This is a genomic window from Kumtagia ephedrae (assembly GCF_003012745.1).
Classification (GTDB): Bacteria; Pseudomonadota; Alphaproteobacteria; order Rhizobiales; family Rhizobiaceae; genus Kumtagia; species Kumtagia ephedrae.
Window position 1 is genome coordinate 134,465 of sequence record NZ_PXYK01000004.1, and the last position, 21,078, is coordinate 155,542.

A 21,078-nucleotide genomic window follows, 5' to 3' on the forward strand; every position below is an offset into this window, starting at 1 on the left:
GCCTCAGCCGGCCCTTCTCAGCATATCCTCGCGGGCGGCGCGCAGCCGGGCGAAGTCGTCGCCGGCGTGGTGCGAGGAGCGCGTCAGTGGGCTGGACGCCATCACCAGGAAACCCTTCGACAGGCCGATCGTCTCGTAGGACTTGAATTCCTCCGGCGTGACGAACTTCTTCACCGGGTGGTGCTTCTTCGACGGCTGCAGGTACTGGCCGATGGTCATGAAGTCGACGTCGGCCGAGCGCAGGTCGTCCATCAGCTGCAGCACCTCGTTGCGCTCCTCGCCGAGGCCGACCATGATCCCCGACTTGGTGAAGATCGACGGATCGAGCTCCTTCACCCGCTGCAGCAGCCGGATAGAATGGAAGTAGCGGGCGCCCGGCCGCACGGTCAGGTAGTTCGAGGGCACGGTCTCCAGATTGTGGTTGAAGACGTCGGGCCTCGCCGCCACGACGATCTCCAGCGCGCCTTCCTTGCGCAGGAAATCGGGTGTCAGGATCTCGATGGTCGTGTCGGGGTTGAGCGCTCGGATGTTGCGGATCACCGCGGCGAAATGGCGGGCGCCGCCGTCGGCGAGGTCGTCGCGGTCGACCGAGGTGATGACGACATGCGACAGCCCCATCTTGCGCACCGCGCGGGCGACGCTGCCGGGCTCCGTCGGGTCGAGCGGCCCGGGCTTGCCGGTGGCGACGTTGCAGAAGGCGCAGGCGCGCGTGCAGATCTCGCCCATGATCATGAAGGTGGCGTGCTTCTTGTCCCAGCATTCGCCGATATTGGGGCAGCCGGCCTCCTCGCAGACGGTGACCAGCTTGTGCGAGCGCACGATCTCGCGCGTCTCGGCATAACCCGGCGACGTCGGTGCCTTGACCCGGATCCAGTCCGGCTTGCGCAGCACCTCCTGGTCCGGGCGGTGCGCCTTCTCGGGATGGCGCGGCCGCGGCGGCGTAGCGATTCGGTCGAGGACTGTGACCATTCCTGCTTCCTATCTGGAACCGGCGGCCTGCGAGCGGCCGAAAATCCAAAGAATGAGGATCGCGCCTGCGATGGCGACGACCAGATTGCCGAGGAAACCGTAATAGTTGAAGCCGATCAACCCTGCCAGAGTACCGCCGACGAACGACCCGGCGATGCCGACCAGGATGTTGGTCAGGAACCCGTGGTCGCGGTTCATCGTCTTCTCGGCGACGTAGCCGGCAAGGAAGCCGATGACCAGCATGCCGAAAAAGCCGGTGCCCGGCATGCTGAGGATTCCGTAGCTCTGGTCCATTCTCGCCTCCATTCACGCCAATATAGGCAGGCAGGCACGCGACCGACAGGCCGCCGACGCAAACCCGCTATGCGTTCAGCACGCGCCCGTACGCGTCGAGCACGGCCTCCTTCATCGCCTCCGAGAGGGTCGGATGCGGGAAGATGGTGTGCATCAGCTCTTCCTCGGTGGTCTCCAGATTCATGGCGACGACAAAACCCTGGATCAACTCGGTGACTTCCGCGCCGACCATATGGGCGCCGAGAAGCTGGCCGGTCTTCTTGTCGAACACGGTCTTGACCATGCCCTGGTCCTCGCCGAGCGCCACCGCCTTGCCGTTGGCGACGAAGTTGAAGCGCCCCACCCGCACGTCGTGGCCGGCCTCCTTGGCCTTGGCTTCGGTGAGGCCGACCGAGGCGACCTGCGGATTGCAGTAGGTGCAGCCGGGAATCTTCAACTTGTCCATCGGATGCACATTGGGCAGGCCGGCGATCTTCTCCACGCACACCACCGCCTCATGCTCGGCCTTGTGGGCGAGCATCGGGGGACCGGCCACGTCGCCGATGGCGTAGATGCCGGCCACGTTGGTGCGGCCGTAGCCGTCGATGGCGACGACGCCGCGCTCGGTCTTCACGCCGAGCGCTTCCAGGCCGAGATTCTCGACATTGGCCTGCACGCCGACGGCCGAGATCAGCCGCTCGGCGGTGATCTTCTGCACCTTGCCGTCCTTGGTCTCGACATGGGCGGTGACGGAGTCCGCGCCTTTCTCGACCTTGGTGACCTTGGCGTCGAGCAGAATCTTCATGCCCTGCTTCTCGAACTGCTTTTTGGCGAAGGCCGAGATTTCGGCGTCCTCGACCGGCATGACCTGCGGCAAGAGCTCGACCACGGTGACGTCGACGCCCATGGTGCGGTAGAAGCTGGCGAACTCGATGCCGATGGCGCCGGAGCCCATGACCAGCAGCGACTTCGGCATCTTCGGCGGCACCATCGCCTCGAAATAGGTCCAGATCAGTTTTCCGTCCGGCTCGATGCCGGGCAGAGCGCGCGGCCTCGCTCCGGTGGCGATGATGATGTGTTTTGCCTGGTACGTGCCCTCGCCCAGCGCGTTCTTCGGCACCGGACCCTGGGGTTCCATCGGCTTCTTGGTGGTTTTTGCCACCACGATCTCGCCCGGCTTGTCGGCGCTCGCGGCCTTGGTGATCTTGGCCTCGCCCCAGATCACGTCGACCTTGTTCTTCTTCATCAGGAAGCCGACGCCGTTGTTCATCCGCTGCGCGATGCCGCGCGAGCGATCGACGATGGCCTTGAGGTCCGGCGTGACGCTGCCCTCCAGCTTCAGCCCGTAGCTCTTGGCGTGCTCGGCATAATGAAAGATCTCGGCAGAGCGCAGCAGCGCCTTGGTCGGGATGCAGCCCCAGTTGGAGCAGATGCCGGCCAGGTGCTCGCGCTCGACGATCGCCGTCTTCAGCCCGAGCTGGGCGGCGCGGATCGCCGCGATGTAGCCGCCGGGACCGGCGCCGATGACGATGACATCGTAGGATTGAGCCACAAGCTACTCCTTGGTCCTGCAGGCGGCAGCATCCGAGCTGCCGTCCCTTTAGAGATTGTCCGAATGGGTCAGAGTTCCAGCACCTTGCGCACGACTGGCGCCAGCGCCCGGCCGATCGCCCGCGTGTTTTCGGCGTCGAGATGCACGCCGTCGAGCGGCGTGGTTCTTGCGATCGAGCCCGCGTCGAAGAAGCCGCAGCCCTTCTCCTCCGCCACTTCGGCATAGAGTTTCGCCAGCTTGCGCGATTCCGCCACGCCGCCATCGAACATGGCGTCGAAATCGGCGTCCTCGGTCGGCGTCAGCGGCGGCGGCGAGACGATAAGCAGCTTCGGCGCCCTGGCATCGTGCGGATAGGCATGGCCGCGCACGATGTCGGCCAGCCGCTGCATGCCCTGCTTGGCGCCGATGGCGCGGCCGCAGATGAAGGGCTTCATGTCGTTGGCACCGAGCATGATGATGACGAGGTCGAGCGGCGCATGCGTCTGCAGGATGGTCGGCAGCACGCGCGCGCCGTTGCGGTCGCAGTCGGCGAGGTGGTCGTCATGCGCCGTGGTGCGGCCGTTGAGCCCCTCGGCGATCACCAGCGCGCCGGAGCCGAGTTCGGCGGCCAGCACGCTCGGCCAGCGGTCCGCGTAGGCGTGGCGCCCCGGGCCTTCGGCCGAATAGCCCCAGGTGAGCGAATCCCCGTAGCAGAGAATGTTCTTCATGAAACCGTCCCGTTCCGTCCGAATCCTTCACGGCGCATGCCGACGCGCCAGCGCACGAACAGCCAGTCGACCAGGACGATCGCCAGGCCGGGCAGCACCAGGCCGGCGATCATCGGCAGATCGGCCTCGAGCTTTGCCGTATCGCCCGCCACCGCCCAAAGCTCGAAAGCAAGCAGCGCGGCAATCGCCACCACCAGGGCGGCCAGCGACCATTTTCCGGCGCGGTCGATGCTGGCTCTGGTTCTTCCGATGACCTGCGGCAGCAGGAAGACCAAAGCGAACACGACCGCCAGCACCGGAACGGAGGCGAACACCAGGATGAATTCCTCCGTCGCCCCTGTTGCCAGCGCCAGCCACTGGGCGACGAAGATGCCGGCCAGCAGCGACAGGAAGAACGCCATGAGCGAGGTCAGGATGGCCCGCACGGCGCCCGCCGGTCACGCGCTGCGCAGGCCGAACGCGACCATCAGCAGGAATACGCCGTTGGACAGCAGCTCGACCGCCAGCAGGATGCCGAGCACGGTCGTCGCCGCCCACGGATAGTCGGCGAAGATGACGATGCCGAGCAGGATCGACAGCAGGCCCGAGATCAGCGCGAACACCCAGCCGGAGACGGGACGCAGCGAGAAAGCGTACATGACCTTCACCACGCCCAGCACCACGAACAGCACCGCGACCAGCATGGTGAGCGACACCGCCCCGGCCAGCGGATTGGCAAGCAGCGACACGCCGACCGCCGCCGTCAGCACGCCGAGCAGCAGCGACCACAGGAAACCCGGCCAGTCCTTCACGCTGAAGGCCTGGATGATCTGCAGGATGCCGAACAGAAGGAACGTCCAGCCCGCCAGCAGAACGGCCGCGAAGGTCGCGGCGAAGGGGTTGGCGAGCGCCAGCACGCCGCCGATCAGCGATATGACACCCAGGATGGCGAGCCAAATCCAGGAAGATTTCAGCCGTTGAACCTGTTCACCGGTAGCCATTACTCCCTCCTCAGTTGCCGGAGTGTAGATGTCCGTCCTGGACATCCCTGGCTCCGTAGCCGCGGACAGTTTACTTGCTTTCGGCGGAAGGGTCGCGACGGTTCAGAGGTCGCGCGGGCCGAAAAAGCAACCGTCCCCTGCATCTCCTCAAACCAGCATGCCGATCGGATTCTCGATGTAGCGTTTGAAGGCGCCGAGCAGTTCGGCGCCGAGCGCGCCGTCGACCGCCCGATGGTCGGTGGACAGCGTCACCGACATGACGGTCGCCACCTTGACCTCGCCGTTTTTCACCACCGCCCGCTGCTCGCCGGCGCCGACCGCCAGGATGGTGGCGTGCGGCGGGTTGATGACGGCCGAAAAATCCTTGATGCCGAACATGCCGAGATTGGACACGGCGGTCGTACCGCCCTGGTATTCCTCCGGCTTCAGCTTGCGGTTCCTGGCGCGGCCGGCCAGATCCTTCATCTCGTTGGCGATGACCGACAGCGTCTTCTGGTCGGCCTTGCGGATGATCGGCGTGATCAGCCCGCCGGGGATCGACACCGCCACGCCGACGTCGGCATGGCTGTGCTTGACCATGGCGCCTTCGGTCCAGGAGACGTTGGCGTCCGGCACCTCGATCAGCGCCAGCGCCAGCGCCTTGATCACCATGTCGTTGACCGACAGCTTGTAGGCGGGCACCTCGCCTTTGTCGGTCTTCTTCACCGGTGCGGCCGCGTTCAGTTCGCCGCGCAGCTTCAAGAGCGCGTCTAGCTCGCAGTCGAGCGTCAGGTAGAAATGCGGGATGGTGCTTTTCGCCTCGACCAGCCGGCGCGCGATGGTCTTGCGCATGTTGTCGTGCGGGATGAGTTCGTAGGAGCCTTCCTCGAACAGCTTCAGCACCGCCTCGTCCGACATCGGTTTCGGCGCCTGCGCCGGAGCCTGCTTGGCGGCGGCGGTTTCGGCAGCCTTGCCGGCAGGCGCCTTCGCGCCGCCGGCGACCGCCGCGTCCACATCCGCCTTGACCACACGGCCGTGCGGGCCGGAGCCGGAAACGTCCGAAAGGTCGATGCCGGCTTCCTTGGCGACGCGGCGGGCCAGCGGCGAGGCGAAGATGCGCTCGCCGGCGGCATGGCCGTTCGCAGCAGGCTTACCCTCCCCCGACGTGGGGAGGGTCGGCGGCGCAGCCGCCGGGGTGGGGGGCTGAGATGCCTTTTCACCCCCACCCGCGCCTTCGGCGCGACCTCCCCCCTCCGAGGGGGAGGTTGGCGCTTTCTCCTGCTTCGTCTCGGCCTTGGCGGCAGGAGCATCGCCGCCCTTGGCGGCCGCGCTCGCGTCCTCGCCCTCACCAGCCAGAACGGCGATCAGCGCATTGACCTTGACGCCCTCCGTGCCGGCCGGCACCACGATCTTGGCGACCGTGCCCTCGTCGACCGCCTCGACTTCCATCGTCGCCTTGTCGGTCTCGATCTCGGCGATCACGTCGCCGGGAGCGACCTTGTCGCCTTCCTTGACCAGCCATTTTGAAAGGTTGCCCTCCTCCATCGTGGGCGACAGGGCCGGCATGGTGATGTTGATCGGCATGGTCAGCGGTCTCCGGCGTAGAGGGCTTGCGGGTCTTCATTGAAGCCGAGCGGCTGGTCTAACGGCCATAGGTCGACGAGAGAAAGGGATATCGCTTCGAAGGGAGGCGCGCTCACGACGTCGCCCGAGGTCCAACTTCCCTCCAGGAGCCACTGTCGCTCCAACAGGGTAAAGACTTCAAGCAGTTGCTGCCTCGGATCGACGATCCATAGATGTCCAATGCCCGCCTCCGCGTAGAGACGTGTCTTCACCGTGCGGTCGCGGCGTTCCGTGGAAGCCGACAGAACCTCGCAGACCCAGTCGGGCGCAATTGTGGAGCGGTTTGTATCCGGATAGCCCGAGAGTCGTTCGCGGCGCCAGCCTGCTATGTCCGGTACGAGAACGTTGGAGCCCAACTTGAGTTCGGGTTCGACAATGAATAGCCAACCGCCCGGGCCACCAGAATCCTTGAATTGGAACGCCGCTCCCAATCGAATGTTCAAGGCCGTCGCCGAACCACCATGTCGGAACGACGGCCTCGGATGCGTCATCAACTCGCCGTCGATGATCTCCGCTACCAGATGCGACGGAACCGCTTCTAGGTCGGCGTAGGTGGCGGGGCGGCCGCTCGTTTTGGTCATCTGGCAATCTCGCGCGTTATATTAAGTCGCTCATACGCATCAAAATACTCGTCGCTAGGTCTGAAAGATAAGAGATTTTCAGACGCTTCGAGATCGAAAATCTCCATCATTGCAGGGTTCGGCAAGGAGGCATCCAGCCTGGATCGGAAGCAGAACCCTTTGGATTCGAACTCCTCGTCGTGACGCAAGAGATACTCATGCTCCTGTTGGGCGACCGCGGTTGCGTGCCGCGCGAAATATGCACGATAAACTTCGAACCAAGCCGTCGGCTCGAAGTTACAAATCCATGCGGGGAAATTCGCTTTGCGAAAGACCACGGTTCCGAGCGATTCGCCGCCCGCGTCCAACAAGTCCCACGAATGATCTGAGTCCTCCCGCAGATCAGTCACGCTCGCTACCCCCGATACGTCACCGCCTTCACCGCCTCGATCACCTCGCCGACATTGGGCAGCGCCAGCTTCTCGAGGTTTGCCGCATAAGGCATCGGCACGTCCTTGCCGGCAATGGTGATCACCGGCGCGTCGAGGAAGTCGAAGGCGCGCTGCGACACCTGGTTGGCGATGAAATCGCCCACCGACGACTGCGGATAGCCCTCCTCAACCACCACCAGACGGTTGGTCTTCTTCACCGAGGCGATGACCGTGTCGAGGTCCATCGGGCGGATGGTGCGCAGGTCGACGATCTCGACGTCGATGCCGAGCTTGGCCAGCTCCGCCTCTGCCTTTACCGCATAGGTCATGCCGATGCCCCACGAGACCAGCGTCACGTCCTTGCCCGCCTTGTGGATGCGCGCCTTGCCGATCGGCAGCACGAAGTCGTCGAGCTTCGGCACGTCGAAGGAGTGGCCGTAAAGAATCTCGTTCTCGAGGAATATCACCGGGTTGGGGTCGCGGATCGCCGCCTTCAGCAGGCCCTTGGCGTCGGCCGCCGTGTATGGCTGGATCACCTTGAGGCCGGGGATGTGGCTGTACCAGGCGGCATAGTCCTGGCTGTGCTGGGCGGCGACGCGCGCCGCGGCGCCGTTCGGTCCGCGGAAGACGATGGGCGCGCCCATCTGGCCGCCCGACATATAGAGCGTCTTTGCCGCCGAATTGACGATCTGGTCGATCGCCTGCATGGCGAAGTTGAAGGTCATGAACTCGACGATCGGCTTCAGCCCGGCCATCGCAGCACCCACGCCGACGCCGGCAAAGCCGTGCTCGGTGATCGGCGTGTCGACCACGCGGCGCGGGCCGAACTCCTGCAGCAGGCCCTGCGTGATCTTGTAGGCGCCCTGGTATTCGGCGACCTCCTCGCCCATGACGAAGACGTCCTGGTCGTGGCGCATCTCCTCCGCCATGGCGTCGCGCAGCGCCTCGCGCACGGTGGTCGACACCATCTCCGTGCCGGCGGGAATGTCCGGATCGGCCGCGGCTTCCGCCTTCGGCGCGGCCGGAACCTTGGCCGCATCCTTGTTCGCCGTCGGCTCCTCGGCGGACTGACGCGCCTTGCCGCCGGCGTCATCCGCGGCCTGCTTCGGCGTATCGGCATCCGCGGGCTTCGCCTGCGGCGGCGCCGCGCCGTTCCTGCCGATGTCGGCGGCGCTCTCGCCGTCCTGCAGCAGCACGGCGATCGGCGTGTTGACCTTCACGCCCTCGCTGCCGGCGGGAATCAGAATCTTTCCGAGCGTGCCCTCATCGACCGCCTCGACCTCCATGGTCGCCTTGTCGGTCTCGATCTCGGCGATCACGTCGCCGGCGGTCACCTTGTCGCCTTCGCTTTTCAGCCACTTGGCGAGATTGCCCTCTTCCATGGTCGGCGAGAGGGCGGGCATCAGAATTTCGATCGGCATGTCCGGCCTCCCTCAGTGTACGATGTCGGTCCAGAGTTCGGACGCATCCGGCTCGGGATCGGTCTGGGCGAAGTCGGCCGAGTCGGCGACGATGTCGCGCACCTCCTTGTCGATCGCCTTCAGCTCGTCCTCGCTCGCCCACTTCTTGTCGATGACGCGCGCCTTGACCTGCTCGATCGGGTCATGCTCGGAGCGCATCTTCTGCACCTCCTCCTTGGTCCGGTATTTCGCCGGGTCCGACATGGAGTGGCCGCGATAGCGGTAGGTCAGCATTTCCAGGATGATCGGCCCCTTGCCGGTGCGGCAGTGCTCGAGCGCCAGCTCGCCGGCCGACTTGACCGCGCGCACGTCCATGCCGTCGACCTGGATGCCGGGAATGCGGAAAGAGGCGCCGCGCTGCGAGAAATCCGTCTCGGCCGACGAGCGCGCCACCGAGGTGCCCATGGCGTAGCGGTTGTTCTCGATGACGTAGATGACCGGCAGCTTCCACAGCGAGGCCATGTTGAAGCTCTCGTAGACCTGGCCCTGGTTGGCCGCGCCGTCGCCGAAGAAGGTCAGCGACACCGCGCTGTTGTCGCGGTAGCGGTTGGCGAAGGCCAGCCCGGTGCCGAGCGACACCTGAGCTCCCACGATGCCGTGGCCGCCGTAAAAATTCTTCTCCTTGGAGAACATATGCATGGAGCCGCCCTTCCCCTTGGAATAGCCGCCTCGCCGCCCCGTCAGCTCGGCCATCACGCCGCGCGGCGACATCTCCATGGCCAGCATGTGGCCATGGTCGCGATAGGCGGTGATCATCTGGTCGCCGTCGGCCATCGCCATCTTGAGGCCGGTGACCACCGCTTCCTGGCCGATATAGAGATGGCAGAAGCCGCCGATGAAACCCATGCCGTAGAGCTGGCCGGCCTTCTCCTCGAAGCGCCGGATCAGAAGCATGCCGCGATAGGCGGCGAGTTCCTGCTCCTTGGTGAAGTCCGCCGGCTTCGGCGCCGTCGGGTATGGCTGGGATTTCCCGTCCGCCCTTGTCTTGGCGGACGATTTCCTGGCGGCTTGGGCCATGCATCGCTCCCTGGGAATCGTCTCTTGCGGACATGCCGGGAGCCCTTGCAGCCCCCTCACTTTGCGATGAGGCTAGCACGCGGCGCAGCCTTCGGCCATGCTGAAAAAATGCATGGCTGGCATGAAAATACGAAGCCGTATTTCGTCTAACCGATTGTATTGTCTATCTGTATAGCAAATTAACTGGATTCGAGTTAATTCGCTTGTGACGGCAACATGATCGTTACCTCGTCGGCATGTGAAAGGTTGAGCGCCCGGCGGGCCTGCTCGTCCAGCATGTCCTTGTCGATGCTGCCGTCGCGCAGCATGCGCACCTTGCCCTCAAGCGCCACGCGCTCCGAGCGCGTCCTGTCGAGCTGCGCCTGCAGCACCGTGGCGCGGGCGCGCAGCTGGTCCTTGGAGTTGATGCCGAACTCGCCGTGATAGACGTGGTAGCCGAAATAGGAGAGCACGACCGCCGCCAGCGCCGGCACGATCAGGCGGCCGGTCTTGCGGGGGCGGTACTGGCGTGTCCACATTGGGCGATTCCTTGGGTCGCTCCATCTCGCCCGATCTTGCTTAACGGCCGGTTACGACGCCGCCTTGCATGCCCGAGCCCGATGGCCCAAGGCGCCCGGGCCCCGACTACGATCGACGCGGAACGGCGGCATTCGTTGTGCCACCGCCGGTTTTTTCGCTGCACCCGGCTTGGCGGCGCGGCCATTCTCCTTTATAGGCGTCCCTCCCTCAATCCCGTATGGGAGGGTACGAATGACAGTATCTTGCATCACGCGAGGCCGCGAGGCTTAGGTCCCGGCTGCCCGCCCGGGAGGCCGCGAGGCTTTTCGGGCAACAGATAGCCGCAGGACCGGCGTCCCGCTCGCCCGTCCGCCGCCCCGGCTCGGCCGGCGCGCATTCGTACCGTAGCCGCTTCCCGACGTTTCGTCTGTCGCGGCGTTTTCATTTCCGACCGATTGCTGGGACCGGACGCTTCGTCCGGGCAAGTTCATGGCTCGTTTCAAGATCAATCTGCGCGGCGGCGCCTTCCGCAGCGTTTTCACCTTCACCGCCGACCACTGGCGCCGCCAGCCGTTCCGGCTCGCCCTGATCGTCGGCGCGGTGCTGGTCGCCACGCTGGCCGACGTGCTGACCCCGCTCTATTCCGGGCGGCTGGTCGACGCCATCGCGCAAGGTGCAGCCGGCGACGTCGTCGCCTGGAATGCGGCCGTCGCCGCCTTCTCGACGCTGATCGCGCTGGCCTTCGGCGCCGTCGTCTTCCGCCACATCGCCTTCATGGGCATCATCGCGCTCACGCTGAAGATGATGTCGGACATCGCGGCCGACGCCTTTCATCGCGTCCAGCGTTTTTCGACCGACTGGCACGCCAACAGCTTTGCCGGCTCCACGGTGCGCAAGGTGACGCGCGGCCTGTGGGCGCTCGACCTGCTGAACGACACGATCCTGGTGGCGCTGCTGCCGTCGCTGGTCATGCTGGTCGGCTCGACCCTGCTGCTCGGCTGGTACTGGCCGCTGATGGGGCTGATCGTCGCCGTCGGCTCGCTCGTCTACATCGCCGTCACCGTGTCGCTGACGCTGGGCTATGTCGCGCCGGCGGCGAGCCTCGCCAACAGCTGGGACACCAGGCTGGGCGGTGCGCTCGCCGACGCGGTCAGCTGCAACGCCGTGGTCAAGGGTTTTGGCGCCGAGGACCGCGAGGACCGGCGGCTGGCGAAGATCGTCGACAAATGGCGGCTGCGCACCGACCGCACCTGGGTGCGCGGCACCTGGAGCGGCACGGCGCAGGGCGTCACGCTGCTCGTGCTCCGGGCCGCCGTGGTCGGCTTCACGCTCTTCCTGTGGTCGCGCGGCCAGGCGAGTGCCGGCGACGTCGCCTTCGTGCTCACCGCCTTCTTCGTGCTGCAGGGCTATCTGCGCGACGTCGGCATGCATGTGCGCAACGTGCAGCGCTCGGTGAACGACATGGAGGAACTGGTCGACATCCACGACCAGCCGCTCGGCATCGTCGACAGGCCCGGCGCCAAACCGATCCGCATCGGCGCGGGCCGCATCGACTTCGAGAACGTCACCTTCCACTACGGAAACCACCGGCTGCCGCTGTACAGGGATTTCTCGGTGACGATTCCCGCCGGCGAGCGGGTCGGGCTGGTCGGCCATTCCGGCTCAGGCAAGACCACCTTCGTCAAGCTGATCCAGCGGCTCTACGACCTGAACGCCGGCCGCATCGTCATCGACGGGCAGGACATCGCCGAGGTCACGCAGTCGTCGCTGCGCAGCCAGATCGCCATCGTCCAGCAGGAGCCGATCCTGTTTCACCGCTCGCTGGCGGAAAACATCGCCTATGCGCGCCCCGGCGCCACGCAGGCCGAGATCGAGGCGGCGGCGAAGCTTGCCAGCGCGCACGACTTCATTGCGCGCCTGCCGAAAGGCTACGGCACGCTGGTGGGCGAGCGCGGCGTAAAACTGTCGGGCGGCGAGCGCCAGCGCGTGGCGATCGCCCGCGCCTTCCTGGCCGACGCGCCGATCCTGATCCTCGACGAGGCGACGTCCAGCCTCGATTCGGAATCGGAGGTGCTGATCCAGCAGGCGATGGAGCGGCTGATGGTGGGGCGCACGACGCTGGTCATCGCCCACCGGCTGTCGACGGTCAGGGCGCTCGACCGGCTGCTGGTGTTCGACGCCGGCCGCATCGCCGAGGAAGGCAGCCACGAGGCGCTGATCCGCCGCGACGGCGGCATCTACCGCCGGCTGTTCGAGCGCCAGGCGCTGGAGCTGACCCGGGGGCTGATGTGAGACGGGGAGAGGGGGTGCTCATTCTACCCCCCGCATCCTTCCAGCCATCGATCGAGAAGAGATCGTACCTTTCCCGAGGAAGGCTCTTGGCTGCGGCGCGGATGCCCCCTCTCCCCGTTTTTCACGGCTATCGGATTCACACATCTCACCGTGCGAACGAGACGGGTTGGTATCGGCAGGCGACAAATTCTGTGGAGACTTTGTTATCACCACCGTCGAGGCATGGATTCCCGACACTCTCCGCTCGCTTCGCTCGCTCACGAGGTCGGGAATGACGACATCACTGAAGCCCCAGCCAGTCGCCAACGCCGGAGATTGGCGGAAGCGGATCATGATTGTCGTCATTCCCGACCTCGTGAGCGAGCGAAGCGAGCGGAGAGTGTCGGGAATCCATGCCTCGACGGTGGCGAAGCCAGAGGCGGTCACGGCAATCGGCTCTTGGCATCGCCCGTCGCCAGCGAAATGTGTGAATGCCGACAGGTCCTTCACGGGGAGAGGGTAAGGGTGAGGGGCTGCGCAATCTTCGAGGTCAGGGCCGTCCCCTCATCTGCCTGCCGGCATCTTCTCCCCGTGAAGAACGGGGAGAAGAGCGCCTGCAACAGCCTCTACCCCCTCAAAATGCCCCGCCCGGCATAACGCGCCTGCTTGCCCAGTTCCTCCTCGATGCGGATGAGCTGGTTGTATTTCGCGGTGCGGTCGGAGCGGGCCAGCGAGCCGGTCTTGATCTGCCCGCAATTGGTGGCCACCGCCAGGTCGGCGATGGTCGAATCCTCGGTCTCGCCCGAGCGGTGCGACATGACGGCCGTATAGCCCGCCTTGTGTGCGGTCTCGACCGCATCGAGGGTCTCCGACAGCGAGCCGATCTGGTTGACCTTGACCAGGATCGAGTTGGCAACGCCCATCTTGATGCCGTCGCGCAGCCGCGCCGTGTTGGTGACGAACAGATCGTCGCCGACCAGCTGCGCCTTCTTGCCGATCAGGTCGGTCAGGATTTTCCAGCCTTCCCAGTCGTCCTCGGCAAGACCGTCCTCGATCGAGATGATCGGATAGTCGGCGGCGAGTTTTGCCAGATACTTCGCCTGCGCCTTGGGATCGCGGGTCTTCTTCTCGCCCTCATAGACGTAGTTGCCGTCCTTGAAGAACTCGGTGGCCGCGCAATCGAGCGCCAGCGCCACCTCCTCGCCCGGCTTGAAGCCGGCCTTCTCGATCGAGCCCATGACGAAGTCGAGTGCTGCCTGCGCGCTCTTCAGATTGGGGGCGAAACCGCCCTCGTCGCCGACATTGGTGTTGTGGCCGGCTTCCTTCAGGCCCTTCTTCAGCGTGTGGAATATCTCCGAGCCCCAGCGCACGGCCTCGCGCAGCGACGGCGCGCCGACCGGCATGATCATGAACTCCTGGAAGTCGATCGGATTGTCGGCGTGGGCGCCGCCGTTGATGATGTTCATCATCGGCACCGGCAGCACGTGGGCGGAAGCGCCGCCGACATAACGGTAGACCGGCAGGTCGGAGGCTTCGGCGGCGGCGCGGGCGACCGCCAGCGACACGCCGAGGATGGCGTTGGCGCCGAGCCGGCCCTTGTTGGGCGTGCCGTCGAGCTCGATCATGGTGGCGTCGATGGCGATCTGGCTCTCCGCCTCCATGCCGCCGATCGCCTCGAATATCTCGCCGTTGACGGCTTCCACGGCACGCTCGACGCCCTTGCCAAGATAGCGGGCGCCGCCGTCGCGCAGTTCGACCGCCTCATGCGCGCCGGTCGAGGCGCCGGAGGGGACCGCGGCGCGGCCCATCGACCCGTCCTCCAGCACCACGTCCACCTCGACGGTCGGGTTGCCGCGGCTGTCGAGAATCTCGCGGCCGATGATGTCGACGATCGCCGTCATGAAGTCCCTCCGGATTGGATCGATTGAATTTTCGCGCCCGTCTTAGCCAAAGTGCTGCAAAAGGCAATGTGGAGCGGAGACGGCAGCCTACTTTCTTTATGCGACAGCCCGCTCACACGGGGCCGCGAACGGAAGAAGGAATGGCCGCAAGCTCCGCCGTCACAGCGGCACGACGTGCCCCTCGGACAGGGTGACGCGGCGGTCCATGCGGCGCGCCAGCTCGTGGTTGTGGGTGGCGATCAGCGCCGCCAGGCCGGACTGGCGCACCAGCGCCGACAGCGCGTCGAACACGTAGGAGGCCGTCGTCGGGTCGAGATTGCCGGTCGGCTCGTCGGCAAGCAGCACCAGCGGCGCATTGGCGACGGCCCGCGCGATCGCCACGCGCTGCTGCTCGCCGCCCGACAGCTCCGCCGGCCGGTGCTCGGCGCGCTTGGCGATCTGCATGTAGTCGAGCAGTTGCATGGCGCGTGCCCGCGCCTCGGTCGCCGGCAGCCCCTTCACCAGCTGCGGCATCATGATGTTCTCCACCGCCGAGAACTCCGGCAGCAGGTGATGGAACTGGTAGACGAAGCCGATGTCGTTGCGGCGGATGGCCGTCCGCTCGTCGTCGGAGAGCCGCCCGCAGGCGCGGCCCGCCAGCATGACGTCGCCGGCGTCCGGCCGCTCGAGCAGGCCGGCGGTGTGCAGCAGCGTCGACTTGCCGGTGCCGGACGGTGCGACCAGCGCCACCATCTCGCCGCGATGCAGCGAGAAATCGACGCCGTTGAGGATGGTCAGCTTGCGCTGGCCCTGCACGTAGTGGCGCTCGACCGCCTTCAGTTCGATGACGACGTCGGCAGCCATGTCATTCGTACCGCAGCGCTTCGACCGGATCGAGCCGCGCGGCGCGCCAGGCCGGAAAGATGGTCGCTATGAAGGAGAGCACCAGCGCCATCAGGACGACGGTCATCGTCTCGCTGAGGTCCATGCGGGCCGGCAGCTGGCTGAGGAAATAGAGTTCCGGGCTGAACAGCTCGGTGCCGGAGAGCCAGGAGAAGAACTGCCTGATCTTCTCGACGTTCAGGCAGACCACGACGCCGAGCACCACGCCGGCGACGGTGCCGGCGACGCCGATCGCCGCACCCGTCATCAGGAAGATGCGCAGGATGGCGCCGCGCGTGGCGCCCATGGTGCGCAGGATGGCGATGTCGTGCCCCTTGTCCTTCACCAGCATGATCAGGCCGGAGATGATGTTGAGCGCCGCCACCAGCACGATCAGCGTAAGAATCATGAACATGACGTTGCGCTCGACCTGCAGCGCCGAGAAGAAGGTCTGGTTGCGCTGGCGCCAGTCGGACAGGTAGACGGGGCGCCCCGCCGCCTCCTCGATCTGCGGCTTCAGCGCGTCGACGCCGTCCGGGTTGTCGACGAAGATTTCGATGGTCTGCGCCTGCCGCTCCAGGTTGAAATAGAGCTGCGCCTCGCCGAGCGGCATGAAGATGATCGAGGAATCGTATTCCGACATGCCCACTTCGAAGATCGCCGTCACCGGATAGGTCTTTACCCGCGGCGTGGTGCCGAATGGCGTGGCGTCGCCTTCCGGCGAGACCAGCGTGATCGTGTCGCCGAGCACCAGGCCGAGATTGTCGGCCATGCGCTGGCCGATGGCGACGCCCTCGCCTGTGTCGAAGCCGACCAGCGAGCCCTGGCGGATGTTGTTGGCGACCAGCGTGATCCTGGCGAGATCGGCGCCGCGCATGCCGCGCACCAGCGCGCCGCTGCCGGGGCCGGCGATGCCGGAGGCCAGCACCTGCCCGTCGATCATCGGGATGGCGTAGCGGACGCCCGGCACGCCGTCGATGCGCGTGGCGATGGCTTCGTAGTCGTCGAGCGGCAGGTCGACCGGCGACAGGATGACATGGCCGTTGATGCCGAGGATGCGGGTGAGCAGCTCGGCGCGGAAGCCGTTCATGACGGCCATGACGATGATCAGCGTCGCCACGCCCAGCATGATGCCGAAGAAGGAGATGGAGGCGATGACCGAGATCACCGTCTCCTTGCGGCGCGAGCGCAGATAGCGCCAGGCGACCATGCGCTCGAAGGGCGAGAACGCCCCGGCCCCGGCCGATGCGACGGCCGACTTCTTGTCCGTCATGCCGGCTTGCCCGAAAGCCGCGCCGCCACCTCGGCGAGCGGCACGGTGCTGCGCTCGCCGGTCGCCCGGTTCTTGATCTCGGCCTCGCCGCTCGCCGCGCCGCGCGGGCCGACGATCACCTGCCAGGGCAAGCCGACCAGGTCGGCGGTCGCGAATTTTCCGCCCGGCCGCTGGTCGGTGTCGTCGTAGAGCACGTCGCGGCCCGCCGCCGTCAGCGCCGCGTAGAGGCCGTCGCAGGCGCTGTCGCAATCGGCGTCGCCGGCCTTCATGTTGATCAGCGCCACGTCGAAGGGCGCCACCGATTCCGGCCAGATGATGCCGTTCTCGTCATGGCTCGCCTCGATGATGGCCGCGATCAGGCGCGACGGGCCGATGCCGTAGGAGCCCATCGAGACGAAATGGTCCTTGCCGTCCGGCCCCGCCACCTTGGCACCCATCGGCTTCGAGTATTTTTCGCCGAAATGAAAAATATGGCCAACCTCGATGCCGCGCGCCGACAGCCGTTCGGCCTCGGGTATCCGCTCCCACGCGGCCTCGTCATGCATCTCGTCGGTCGCCGCGTAGGGCGTCGTCCACTCCTTGACGATGCGGCCGATCTCGGCGTCGTCGCTGAAGTCGGTATCCTCGCCGGGGACCGGCAGCGACAGGAAATCGCGCTGGCAGAAGACCTGGCTCTCGCCGGTGTCGGCCAGGATGATGAACTCGTGGCTGAGGTCGCCGCCGATCGGGCCGGTGTCGGCGCGCATCGGGATCGCCTGCAGCCCCAGCCGCGTGAACGTCCTGAGATAGGACACGAACATGCGGTTGTAGGCCGCCCTGGCGCTCGCGTAGTCGAGGTCGAAGGAATATGCGTCCTTCATGAGGAATTCTCTGCTGCGCATCACGCCGAAGCGCGGCCGTACCTCGTCGCGATACTTCCACTGGATATGGTAAAGATTGAGCGGCAGGTCCTTGTACGACTTGACGTAGGAGCGGAAGATTTCCGTCACCATCTCCTCGTTGGTCGGGCCGAACAGCATGTCGCGGTCCTGGCGGTCCTTGATGCGCAGCATCTCCTTGCCGTAGTCGTCGTAGCGGCCGCTCTCGCGCCACAACTCGGCCGACTGGATCGTCGGCATCAGGATCTCCAGCGCCCCGGCGCGATCCTGCTCCTCGCGCACGATGCGGCACACCTTGTCGAGCACCCGCTTGCCCAGCGGCAGCCAGGAGAAGCTGCCCTGCCCCTGCTGGCGGATCATGCCGGCGCGCAGCATCAGCCGGTGCGACACGATCTCGGCCTCGCGGGGCGTTTCTTTGAGGATCGGCAGGAAATAGCGCGACAGCCGCATGAAAGGTCCGTTGGTGCTGGAAAGGCGCCGGAATCGGCGGCAGGCGGGAGGGTCTGCACGCGCTTCATAGCGATTTCATGACAGGAAGAAAACCCGGCCGTCCGAAGCGCTCCGCCGGCCCTCGGGACAACTGTCTTTTTTTCGTGCAAGGAATGCCGTTCTATTGTGCAGTGCAGCACATCAAAGGCTGTTTCCCGTCAAAATTTTCCGTGACAATTTGTCCTCCCTTGTTCTAAGGTGCCTCCACATAACCGAGAAGGCGATGAGCAATTCGCTTTCCTACGCGGTCAAGTCTTGGGAGGATGCGATCTAGGCGCGAGAAATTGCTGCCGCCGGACACCGGAAAGCAGATCGGACGCGTTAAAATTGCAAGGCCTTGTGCCTTGCATTTTTTTTGTGCAGATTTTTCAGCTACTTTTGACGGAACGCGGAGAAACGACGTGCGCGCGGCCGCGAGAGGCGGCGGCATTTCCCGTCGCACCGTATCCGTGTCCGAGCCGAAACGAAGTGCTGTGGCCCCGCGAAAGGCGGCCGCTTCGCGGCTCGTGAGCCGGCTGTCGATTTGCCGCGTGCCCGACTGGCCTCGCCCTTCGGCCTCGCCTGCCGCGGCGCATCAAAAAAGCGGGGACGACGCCCCGCTTCTTCCTGTATCGCCCGTTTGCGTCGATGTCAGTTGGCTGTCTTCGCCTTGTCCTGCTCTTCCTTGAGCTTCTTGGCGAAGTCCTCGTTGTTCTTCGACACGAATTCCTGGAGCTTCTTCTGGCGGTCCTCGATGTCGGACTGCTGCAGCGGCGCGCCGTCATAGGCGCCGGTGAAGCCCTGCAGCGACACCTTCACCGGATTGGGCTGGTTCTGGAAGTTGACGGAGGTCAGCGTGAGCTCCGAGCCCTTCTTGAAGTTGCCGACGAGCTGGTCGGAAAGCTGGACCTCGGCGACGCAGCGGTCCGGGAAGCAGATGACGTAGTCGAGCTTCTGCGCCTTGCCGTTGTCGACCTGCAAGCCGATGCCGGGCGGCACGAGGCGCCCGGTCGGCACGGTCACCTGGAAGACCTTGCGGTTGATCTTGCCCTTCAGCTCGATCAGGCTGATGCCGGTCACCAATTGTCCGTTGGACGCGGTGATGATGTTCTGCACGTTGCAGATGTCGACTTCCTCCTGCTTCGTGCAGGCCTTGAACCAGCCCTGCGGAAGCTGCTGCTGCTGAGCCGACGCCGGGGCAAGACCCGTGGCGAGCAACCCGACGACGCCTGCGGACAGCACCGAAAGACGGAACCTGTCGGTTTTCGAGCTCGTCATCTTGACCTTTCCTCTCAATGATCCGGAACGGCGTGAAGCGCCGTGTATGGCGGCTACCTGTTGCGCAAATGCGGCAACAGCATGACTCGGGCACGCCTGTACAGCCGTCGGCGCCGTAAATCCAGCCTCGGAGCGCAACAAACGCGCGGGGCCAGCCAGGAAGGCGCCGCCTCCGAGCACCGGCCAACCGGCCCCATATTAACGACATCATGGTAGTGTGGAACACGAATCATCGTGATCCCTGCGGATTTCCGCCATGCGACGTCCCCTTCTCGCGCTCTGCGCAGCGCTTGCCGCCATTGCCATGCCGGCGTCCGCCGTGGCGGAGCCGAAGCACGCCATCGCCATGCAGGGCGAGCCGGCCCTGCCCGCCGATTTCACGCATTTCCCCTATGCCGATCCCGACGCGCCGAAGGGCGGCGGCATCACCTATTGCGTGGTCGGCAGCTTCGACAACCTCAACCCGTTCATCATCAGGAGCCTGCGCACCACGGCGCGCGGCGTGATCGACACGATCTACGGCAACCTCGTCTTCGAGCCGCTGATGCAGCGCAACCTGGGCGAGCCGTTCTCGCTCTACGGCCTGCTGGCTGAATCGGTCGACATCACGCCCGACCGCAAGGTGGCGACCTTCAATCTCGATGCGAAGGCAAAATGGTCGGACGGCCGCCCGGTGACGCCGGAAGACGTCATCTTCACCTACGAGGTCTTCACGGAAAAGGGCCGGCCGCCCTACAGCGACCGGATGAAGGGCATCGCCAGGCTGGAGAAGACCGGCCCGCTGTCGGTGCGCTTCACCTTCAACGACCGGGCCGACCGCGAATTCCCGCTGATCGTCGCGATGACGCCGATCCTGCCGAAGCACGGCTTCGACAAGGAGACGTTCGACCACACCACCCTCGACCCGATCGTCGGCAGCGGGCCCTACACCATCGACAAGGTCGTTGCCGGCCAGCGCATCGTCTACAAGCGCAACCCCGGCTACTGGGCGCGCGACCTGCCTTCCAAGCGCGGCTTCGACAATTTCGACAGCATCGCCATCGAGTATTTCCTCAACGAGAACTCGCTGTTCGAGGCGTTCAAGAAGGGCATCTGCTCGGTCTATCCCGTCGCCGACCCGCTCAAGCTGAAGCGCGACTTCGACTTCCCCGCGCTCAAGGACGGCCGCGCCACCGTCGGCGAGTTCACCATGGGCGTGCCGCCGGTGGTCACCGGCTTCCTGTTCAACACGCGGCTGCCGAAATTTTCCGACCCGCGCGTGCGCCGGGCGCTGGCCATGCTGTACGACTTCGAATGGGTGAACAAGAACATGTTCGACGGCCGCTACGACCGGCTGGCGAGCTATTGGCAGAATTCGGAACTCTCGGCACTCGGCCGGCCGGCCGACGACAGGGAAAAGGCCCTTCTCGCCCCCTACCCCGACGCAGTGATGCCCGAGGTGATGGACGGAAGCTGGCGGCCGGCCGTGACCGACGGCTCGGGGCGCGACCGCAAGGCGCTGAAGGCGGCGCTCGACCTGCTGAAGACGGCGGGCTATCGGCTCGACGGTGCCGCGCTCGTCGGCCCCGACGGCCAGCCGCTCGCCTTCGAGATCCTGACCTCCTCCGACAGCGAGCAGCGGCTTGCCGCCGTCTACCAGCGCACATTGGCCAGGATCGGCATCGGCGTCTCGATCCGCACGCTGGAGGCCGACCAGATCCAGATGCGCAAGCAGCGTTTCAATTTCGACGTGCTGATCGGCGCCACCGGCTTCCTCGGATCGCTGTCGCCGGGCATCGAGCAGACTTTCCGCTGGGGCTCGGAATCGGCCAATGTCGAGGGCTCGTTCAACCTTGCGGGGGTGGCGGACCCGGCCATCGACGCGACGATGCAGGCCATGCTCAACGCCCGCGACAAGGACGACTACGTCGCCGCGGTCAGGGCGCTCGACCGGCTGCTGATCTCGGGCGCCTACATGGTGCCGATGCAGTACAATCCAAAACAGTATCTCGCCTACTGGACCTATCTGGAACACCCGGCCGAAACGTCGCTCTACGGCTACCAGTTGCCGACATGGTGGCGGAAGCCTAACTGAAGGTACGAGCACCCAACTGAAACCG

19 protein-coding genes are annotated in these 21,078 nt (G+C 65.4%); 2 read left to right on the forward strand and 17 right to left on the reverse strand.

Going from position 1 to position 21,078, the window contains the following annotated elements; translation table 11 throughout:
- Window positions 1-3: 3 nt before the first annotated feature.
- From lipA to C7I84_RS05345, 12 genes are all read right to left on the reverse strand, one after another.
- Window positions 4-969, reverse strand: coding sequence for a lipoyl synthase (gene lipA / locus C7I84_RS05290; protein ID WP_106771113.1), 966 nt, complete (start codon window positions 967-969; stop codon window positions 4-6).
- A 9-nt stretch (window positions 970-978) separates the two neighbouring features.
- Window positions 979-1,263 carry a GlsB/YeaQ/YmgE family stress response membrane protein gene (locus C7I84_RS05295; RefSeq protein ID WP_106771114.1) on the reverse strand — a complete coding sequence of 95 codons (285 nt, stop codon included), beginning with the start codon at window positions 1,261-1,263 and terminating at the stop codon, window positions 979-981.
- A gap of 67 nt (window positions 1,264-1,330) precedes the next feature.
- Window positions 1,331-2,794 (reverse strand): dihydrolipoyl dehydrogenase, encoded by a 1,464-nt coding sequence (lpdA, locus tag C7I84_RS05300; protein ID WP_106771115.1) that lies wholly within the window; start codon window positions 2,792-2,794, stop codon window positions 1,331-1,333.
- Window positions 2,795-2,862: 68 nt separating this feature from the next.
- On the reverse strand, window positions 2,863-3,501 hold the full coding sequence (locus tag C7I84_RS05305) for an SGNH/GDSL hydrolase family protein (RefSeq protein WP_106771116.1): 639 nt from the start codon (window positions 3,499-3,501) through the stop codon (window positions 2,863-2,865).
- Window positions 3,498-3,926: a hypothetical protein gene (locus C7I84_RS05310; RefSeq protein WP_106771117.1), complete on the reverse strand. Its 429-nt coding sequence runs from the start codon at window positions 3,924-3,926 to the stop codon at window positions 3,498-3,500. The genes C7I84_RS05305 and C7I84_RS05310 overlap by 4 nt, the downstream gene beginning before the upstream one ends.
- A gap of 12 nt (window positions 3,927-3,938) precedes the next feature.
- Entirely contained in the window at window positions 3,939-4,481 is a 543-nt protein-coding gene (locus C7I84_RS05315; protein WP_106771118.1) for an HdeD family acid-resistance protein, read from the reverse strand.
- 147 nt (window positions 4,482-4,628) lie between these two features.
- Window positions 4,629-6,044: a pyruvate dehydrogenase complex dihydrolipoamide acetyltransferase gene (locus C7I84_RS05320; RefSeq protein ID WP_106771119.1), complete on the reverse strand. Its 1,416-nt coding sequence runs from the start codon at window positions 6,042-6,044 to the stop codon at window positions 4,629-4,631.
- 2 nt (window positions 6,045-6,046) lie between these two features.
- Window positions 6,047-6,664 (reverse strand): Uma2 family endonuclease, encoded by a 618-nt coding sequence (locus C7I84_RS05325; RefSeq protein ID WP_106771120.1) that lies wholly within the window; start codon window positions 6,662-6,664, stop codon window positions 6,047-6,049.
- A complete protein-coding gene (locus C7I84_RS05330; protein WP_133170061.1) occupies window positions 6,661-7,053 on the reverse strand; it encodes a hypothetical protein in 393 nt (130 codons plus the stop codon). Before C7I84_RS05330 ends, C7I84_RS05325 begins: the two co-directional genes overlap by 4 nt.
- Before the next feature lie 5 nt (window positions 7,054-7,058).
- Entirely contained in the window at window positions 7,059-8,495 is a 1,437-nt protein-coding gene (locus C7I84_RS05335) for a pyruvate dehydrogenase complex E1 component subunit beta (RefSeq protein ID WP_106771122.1), read from the reverse strand.
- A gap of 12 nt (window positions 8,496-8,507) precedes the next feature.
- Window positions 8,508-9,551 (reverse strand): pyruvate dehydrogenase (acetyl-transferring) E1 component subunit alpha, encoded by a 1,044-nt coding sequence (gene pdhA, locus C7I84_RS05340; RefSeq protein ID WP_106771123.1) that lies wholly within the window; start codon window positions 9,549-9,551, stop codon window positions 8,508-8,510.
- Window positions 9,552-9,745: 194 nt separating this feature from the next.
- The gene (locus C7I84_RS05345) at window positions 9,746-10,069 is read right to left on the reverse strand and encodes an FtsB family cell division protein (RefSeq protein ID WP_106771124.1); all 324 of its coding nucleotides are present in this window, start codon (window positions 10,067-10,069) and stop codon (window positions 9,746-9,748) included.
- 469 nt (window positions 10,070-10,538) lie between these two features.
- Between C7I84_RS05345 and C7I84_RS05350 the strand changes: the two genes are divergently transcribed.
- The gene (locus C7I84_RS05350) at window positions 10,539-12,341 is read left to right on the forward strand and encodes an ABC transporter ATP-binding protein (RefSeq protein WP_106771125.1); all 1,803 of its coding nucleotides are present in this window, start codon (window positions 10,539-10,541) and stop codon (window positions 12,339-12,341) included.
- A gap of 605 nt (window positions 12,342-12,946) precedes the next feature.
- Here the strand turns inward: C7I84_RS05350 and eno are convergent.
- The 5 genes from eno to C7I84_RS05375 all read right to left on the reverse strand — a co-directional run bounded on the left by eno (window position 12,947) and on the right by C7I84_RS05375 (window position 18,979).
- Window positions 12,947-14,221 carry a phosphopyruvate hydratase gene (eno, locus tag C7I84_RS05355; protein ID WP_106771126.1) on the reverse strand — a complete coding sequence of 425 codons (1,275 nt, stop codon included), beginning with the start codon at window positions 14,219-14,221 and terminating at the stop codon, window positions 12,947-12,949.
- A gap of 159 nt (window positions 14,222-14,380) precedes the next feature.
- The gene (locus C7I84_RS05360; protein ID WP_106771127.1) at window positions 14,381-15,064 is read right to left on the reverse strand and encodes an ABC transporter ATP-binding protein; all 684 of its coding nucleotides are present in this window, start codon (window positions 15,062-15,064) and stop codon (window positions 14,381-14,383) included.
- A 1-nt stretch (window position 15,065) separates the two neighbouring features.
- On the reverse strand, window positions 15,066-16,355 hold the full coding sequence (locus C7I84_RS05365; protein ID WP_106771128.1) for a lipoprotein-releasing ABC transporter permease subunit: 1,290 nt from the start codon (window positions 16,353-16,355) through the stop codon (window positions 15,066-15,068).
- Window positions 16,352-17,683 (reverse strand): proline--tRNA ligase, encoded by a 1,332-nt coding sequence (gene proS / locus C7I84_RS05370; protein ID WP_106771129.1) that lies wholly within the window; start codon window positions 17,681-17,683, stop codon window positions 16,352-16,354. Before proS ends, C7I84_RS05365 begins: the two co-directional genes overlap by 4 nt.
- A 669-nt stretch (window positions 17,684-18,352) precedes the next feature.
- On the reverse strand, window positions 18,353-18,979 hold the full coding sequence (locus C7I84_RS05375) for an invasion associated locus B family protein (protein ID WP_106771130.1): 627 nt from the start codon (window positions 18,977-18,979) through the stop codon (window positions 18,353-18,355).
- 256 nt (window positions 18,980-19,235) lie between these two features.
- Here C7I84_RS05375 and C7I84_RS05380 point away from each other — a divergent pair, with 256 nt between their 5' ends.
- Window positions 19,236-21,053: an extracellular solute-binding protein gene (locus C7I84_RS05380; RefSeq protein ID WP_106771131.1), complete on the forward strand. Its 1,818-nt coding sequence runs from the start codon at window positions 19,236-19,238 to the stop codon at window positions 21,051-21,053.
- The last annotated feature ends 25 nt before the right edge of the window (window positions 21,054-21,078 follow it).

What these genes read in the sequence shown, in the direction of transcription:
- C7I84_RS05380 (WP_106771131.1), top strand. Translation starts at nt 19,236, where the DNA reads ATGCGACGTCCCCTTCTCGCGCTCTGCGCAGCGCTTGCCGCCATTGCC.
- C7I84_RS05325 (WP_106771120.1), bottom strand. Translation starts at nt 6,664, where the DNA reads ATGACCAAAACGAGCGGCCGCCCCGCCACCTACGCCGACCTAGAAGCG.
- C7I84_RS05295 (WP_106771114.1), bottom strand. Translation starts at nt 1,263, where the DNA reads ATGGACCAGAGCTACGGAATCCTCAGCATGCCGGGCACCGGCTTTTTC.
- C7I84_RS05315 (WP_106771118.1), bottom strand. Translation starts at nt 4,481, where the DNA reads ATGGCTACCGGTGAACAGGTTCAACGGCTGAAATCTTCCTGGATTTGG.
- C7I84_RS05345 (WP_106771124.1), bottom strand. Translation starts at nt 10,069, where the DNA reads ATGTGGACACGCCAGTACCGCCCCCGCAAGACCGGCCGCCTGATCGTG.
- pdhA (WP_106771123.1), bottom strand. Translation starts at nt 9,551, where the DNA reads ATGGCCCAAGCCGCCAGGAAATCGTCCGCCAAGACAAGGGCGGACGGG.
- C7I84_RS05320 (WP_106771119.1), bottom strand. Translation starts at nt 6,044, where the DNA reads ATGCCGATCAACATCACCATGCCGGCCCTGTCGCCCACGATGGAGGAG.
- C7I84_RS05375 (WP_106771130.1), bottom strand. Translation starts at nt 18,979, where the DNA reads ATGACGAGCTCGAAAACCGACAGGTTCCGTCTTTCGGTGCTGTCCGCA.
- C7I84_RS05350 (WP_106771125.1), top strand. Translation starts at nt 10,539, where the DNA reads ATGGCTCGTTTCAAGATCAATCTGCGCGGCGGCGCCTTCCGCAGCGTT.
- lipA (WP_106771113.1), bottom strand. Translation starts at nt 969, where the DNA reads ATGGTCACAGTCCTCGACCGAATCGCTACGCCGCCGCGGCCGCGCCAT.
- proS (WP_106771129.1), bottom strand. Translation starts at nt 17,683, where the DNA reads ATGCGGCTGTCGCGCTATTTCCTGCCGATCCTCAAAGAAACGCCCCGC.
- C7I84_RS05335 (WP_106771122.1), bottom strand. Translation starts at nt 8,495, where the DNA reads ATGCCGATCGAAATTCTGATGCCCGCCCTCTCGCCGACCATGGAAGAG.
- C7I84_RS05365 (WP_106771128.1), bottom strand. Translation starts at nt 16,355, where the DNA reads ATGACGGACAAGAAGTCGGCCGTCGCATCGGCCGGGGCCGGGGCGTTC.
- C7I84_RS05360 (WP_106771127.1), bottom strand. Translation starts at nt 15,064, where the DNA reads ATGGCTGCCGACGTCGTCATCGAACTGAAGGCGGTCGAGCGCCACTAC.
- C7I84_RS05305 (WP_106771116.1), bottom strand. Translation starts at nt 3,501, where the DNA reads ATGAAGAACATTCTCTGCTACGGGGATTCGCTCACCTGGGGCTATTCG.
- eno (WP_106771126.1), bottom strand. Translation starts at nt 14,221, where the DNA reads ATGACGGCGATCGTCGACATCATCGGCCGCGAGATTCTCGACAGCCGC.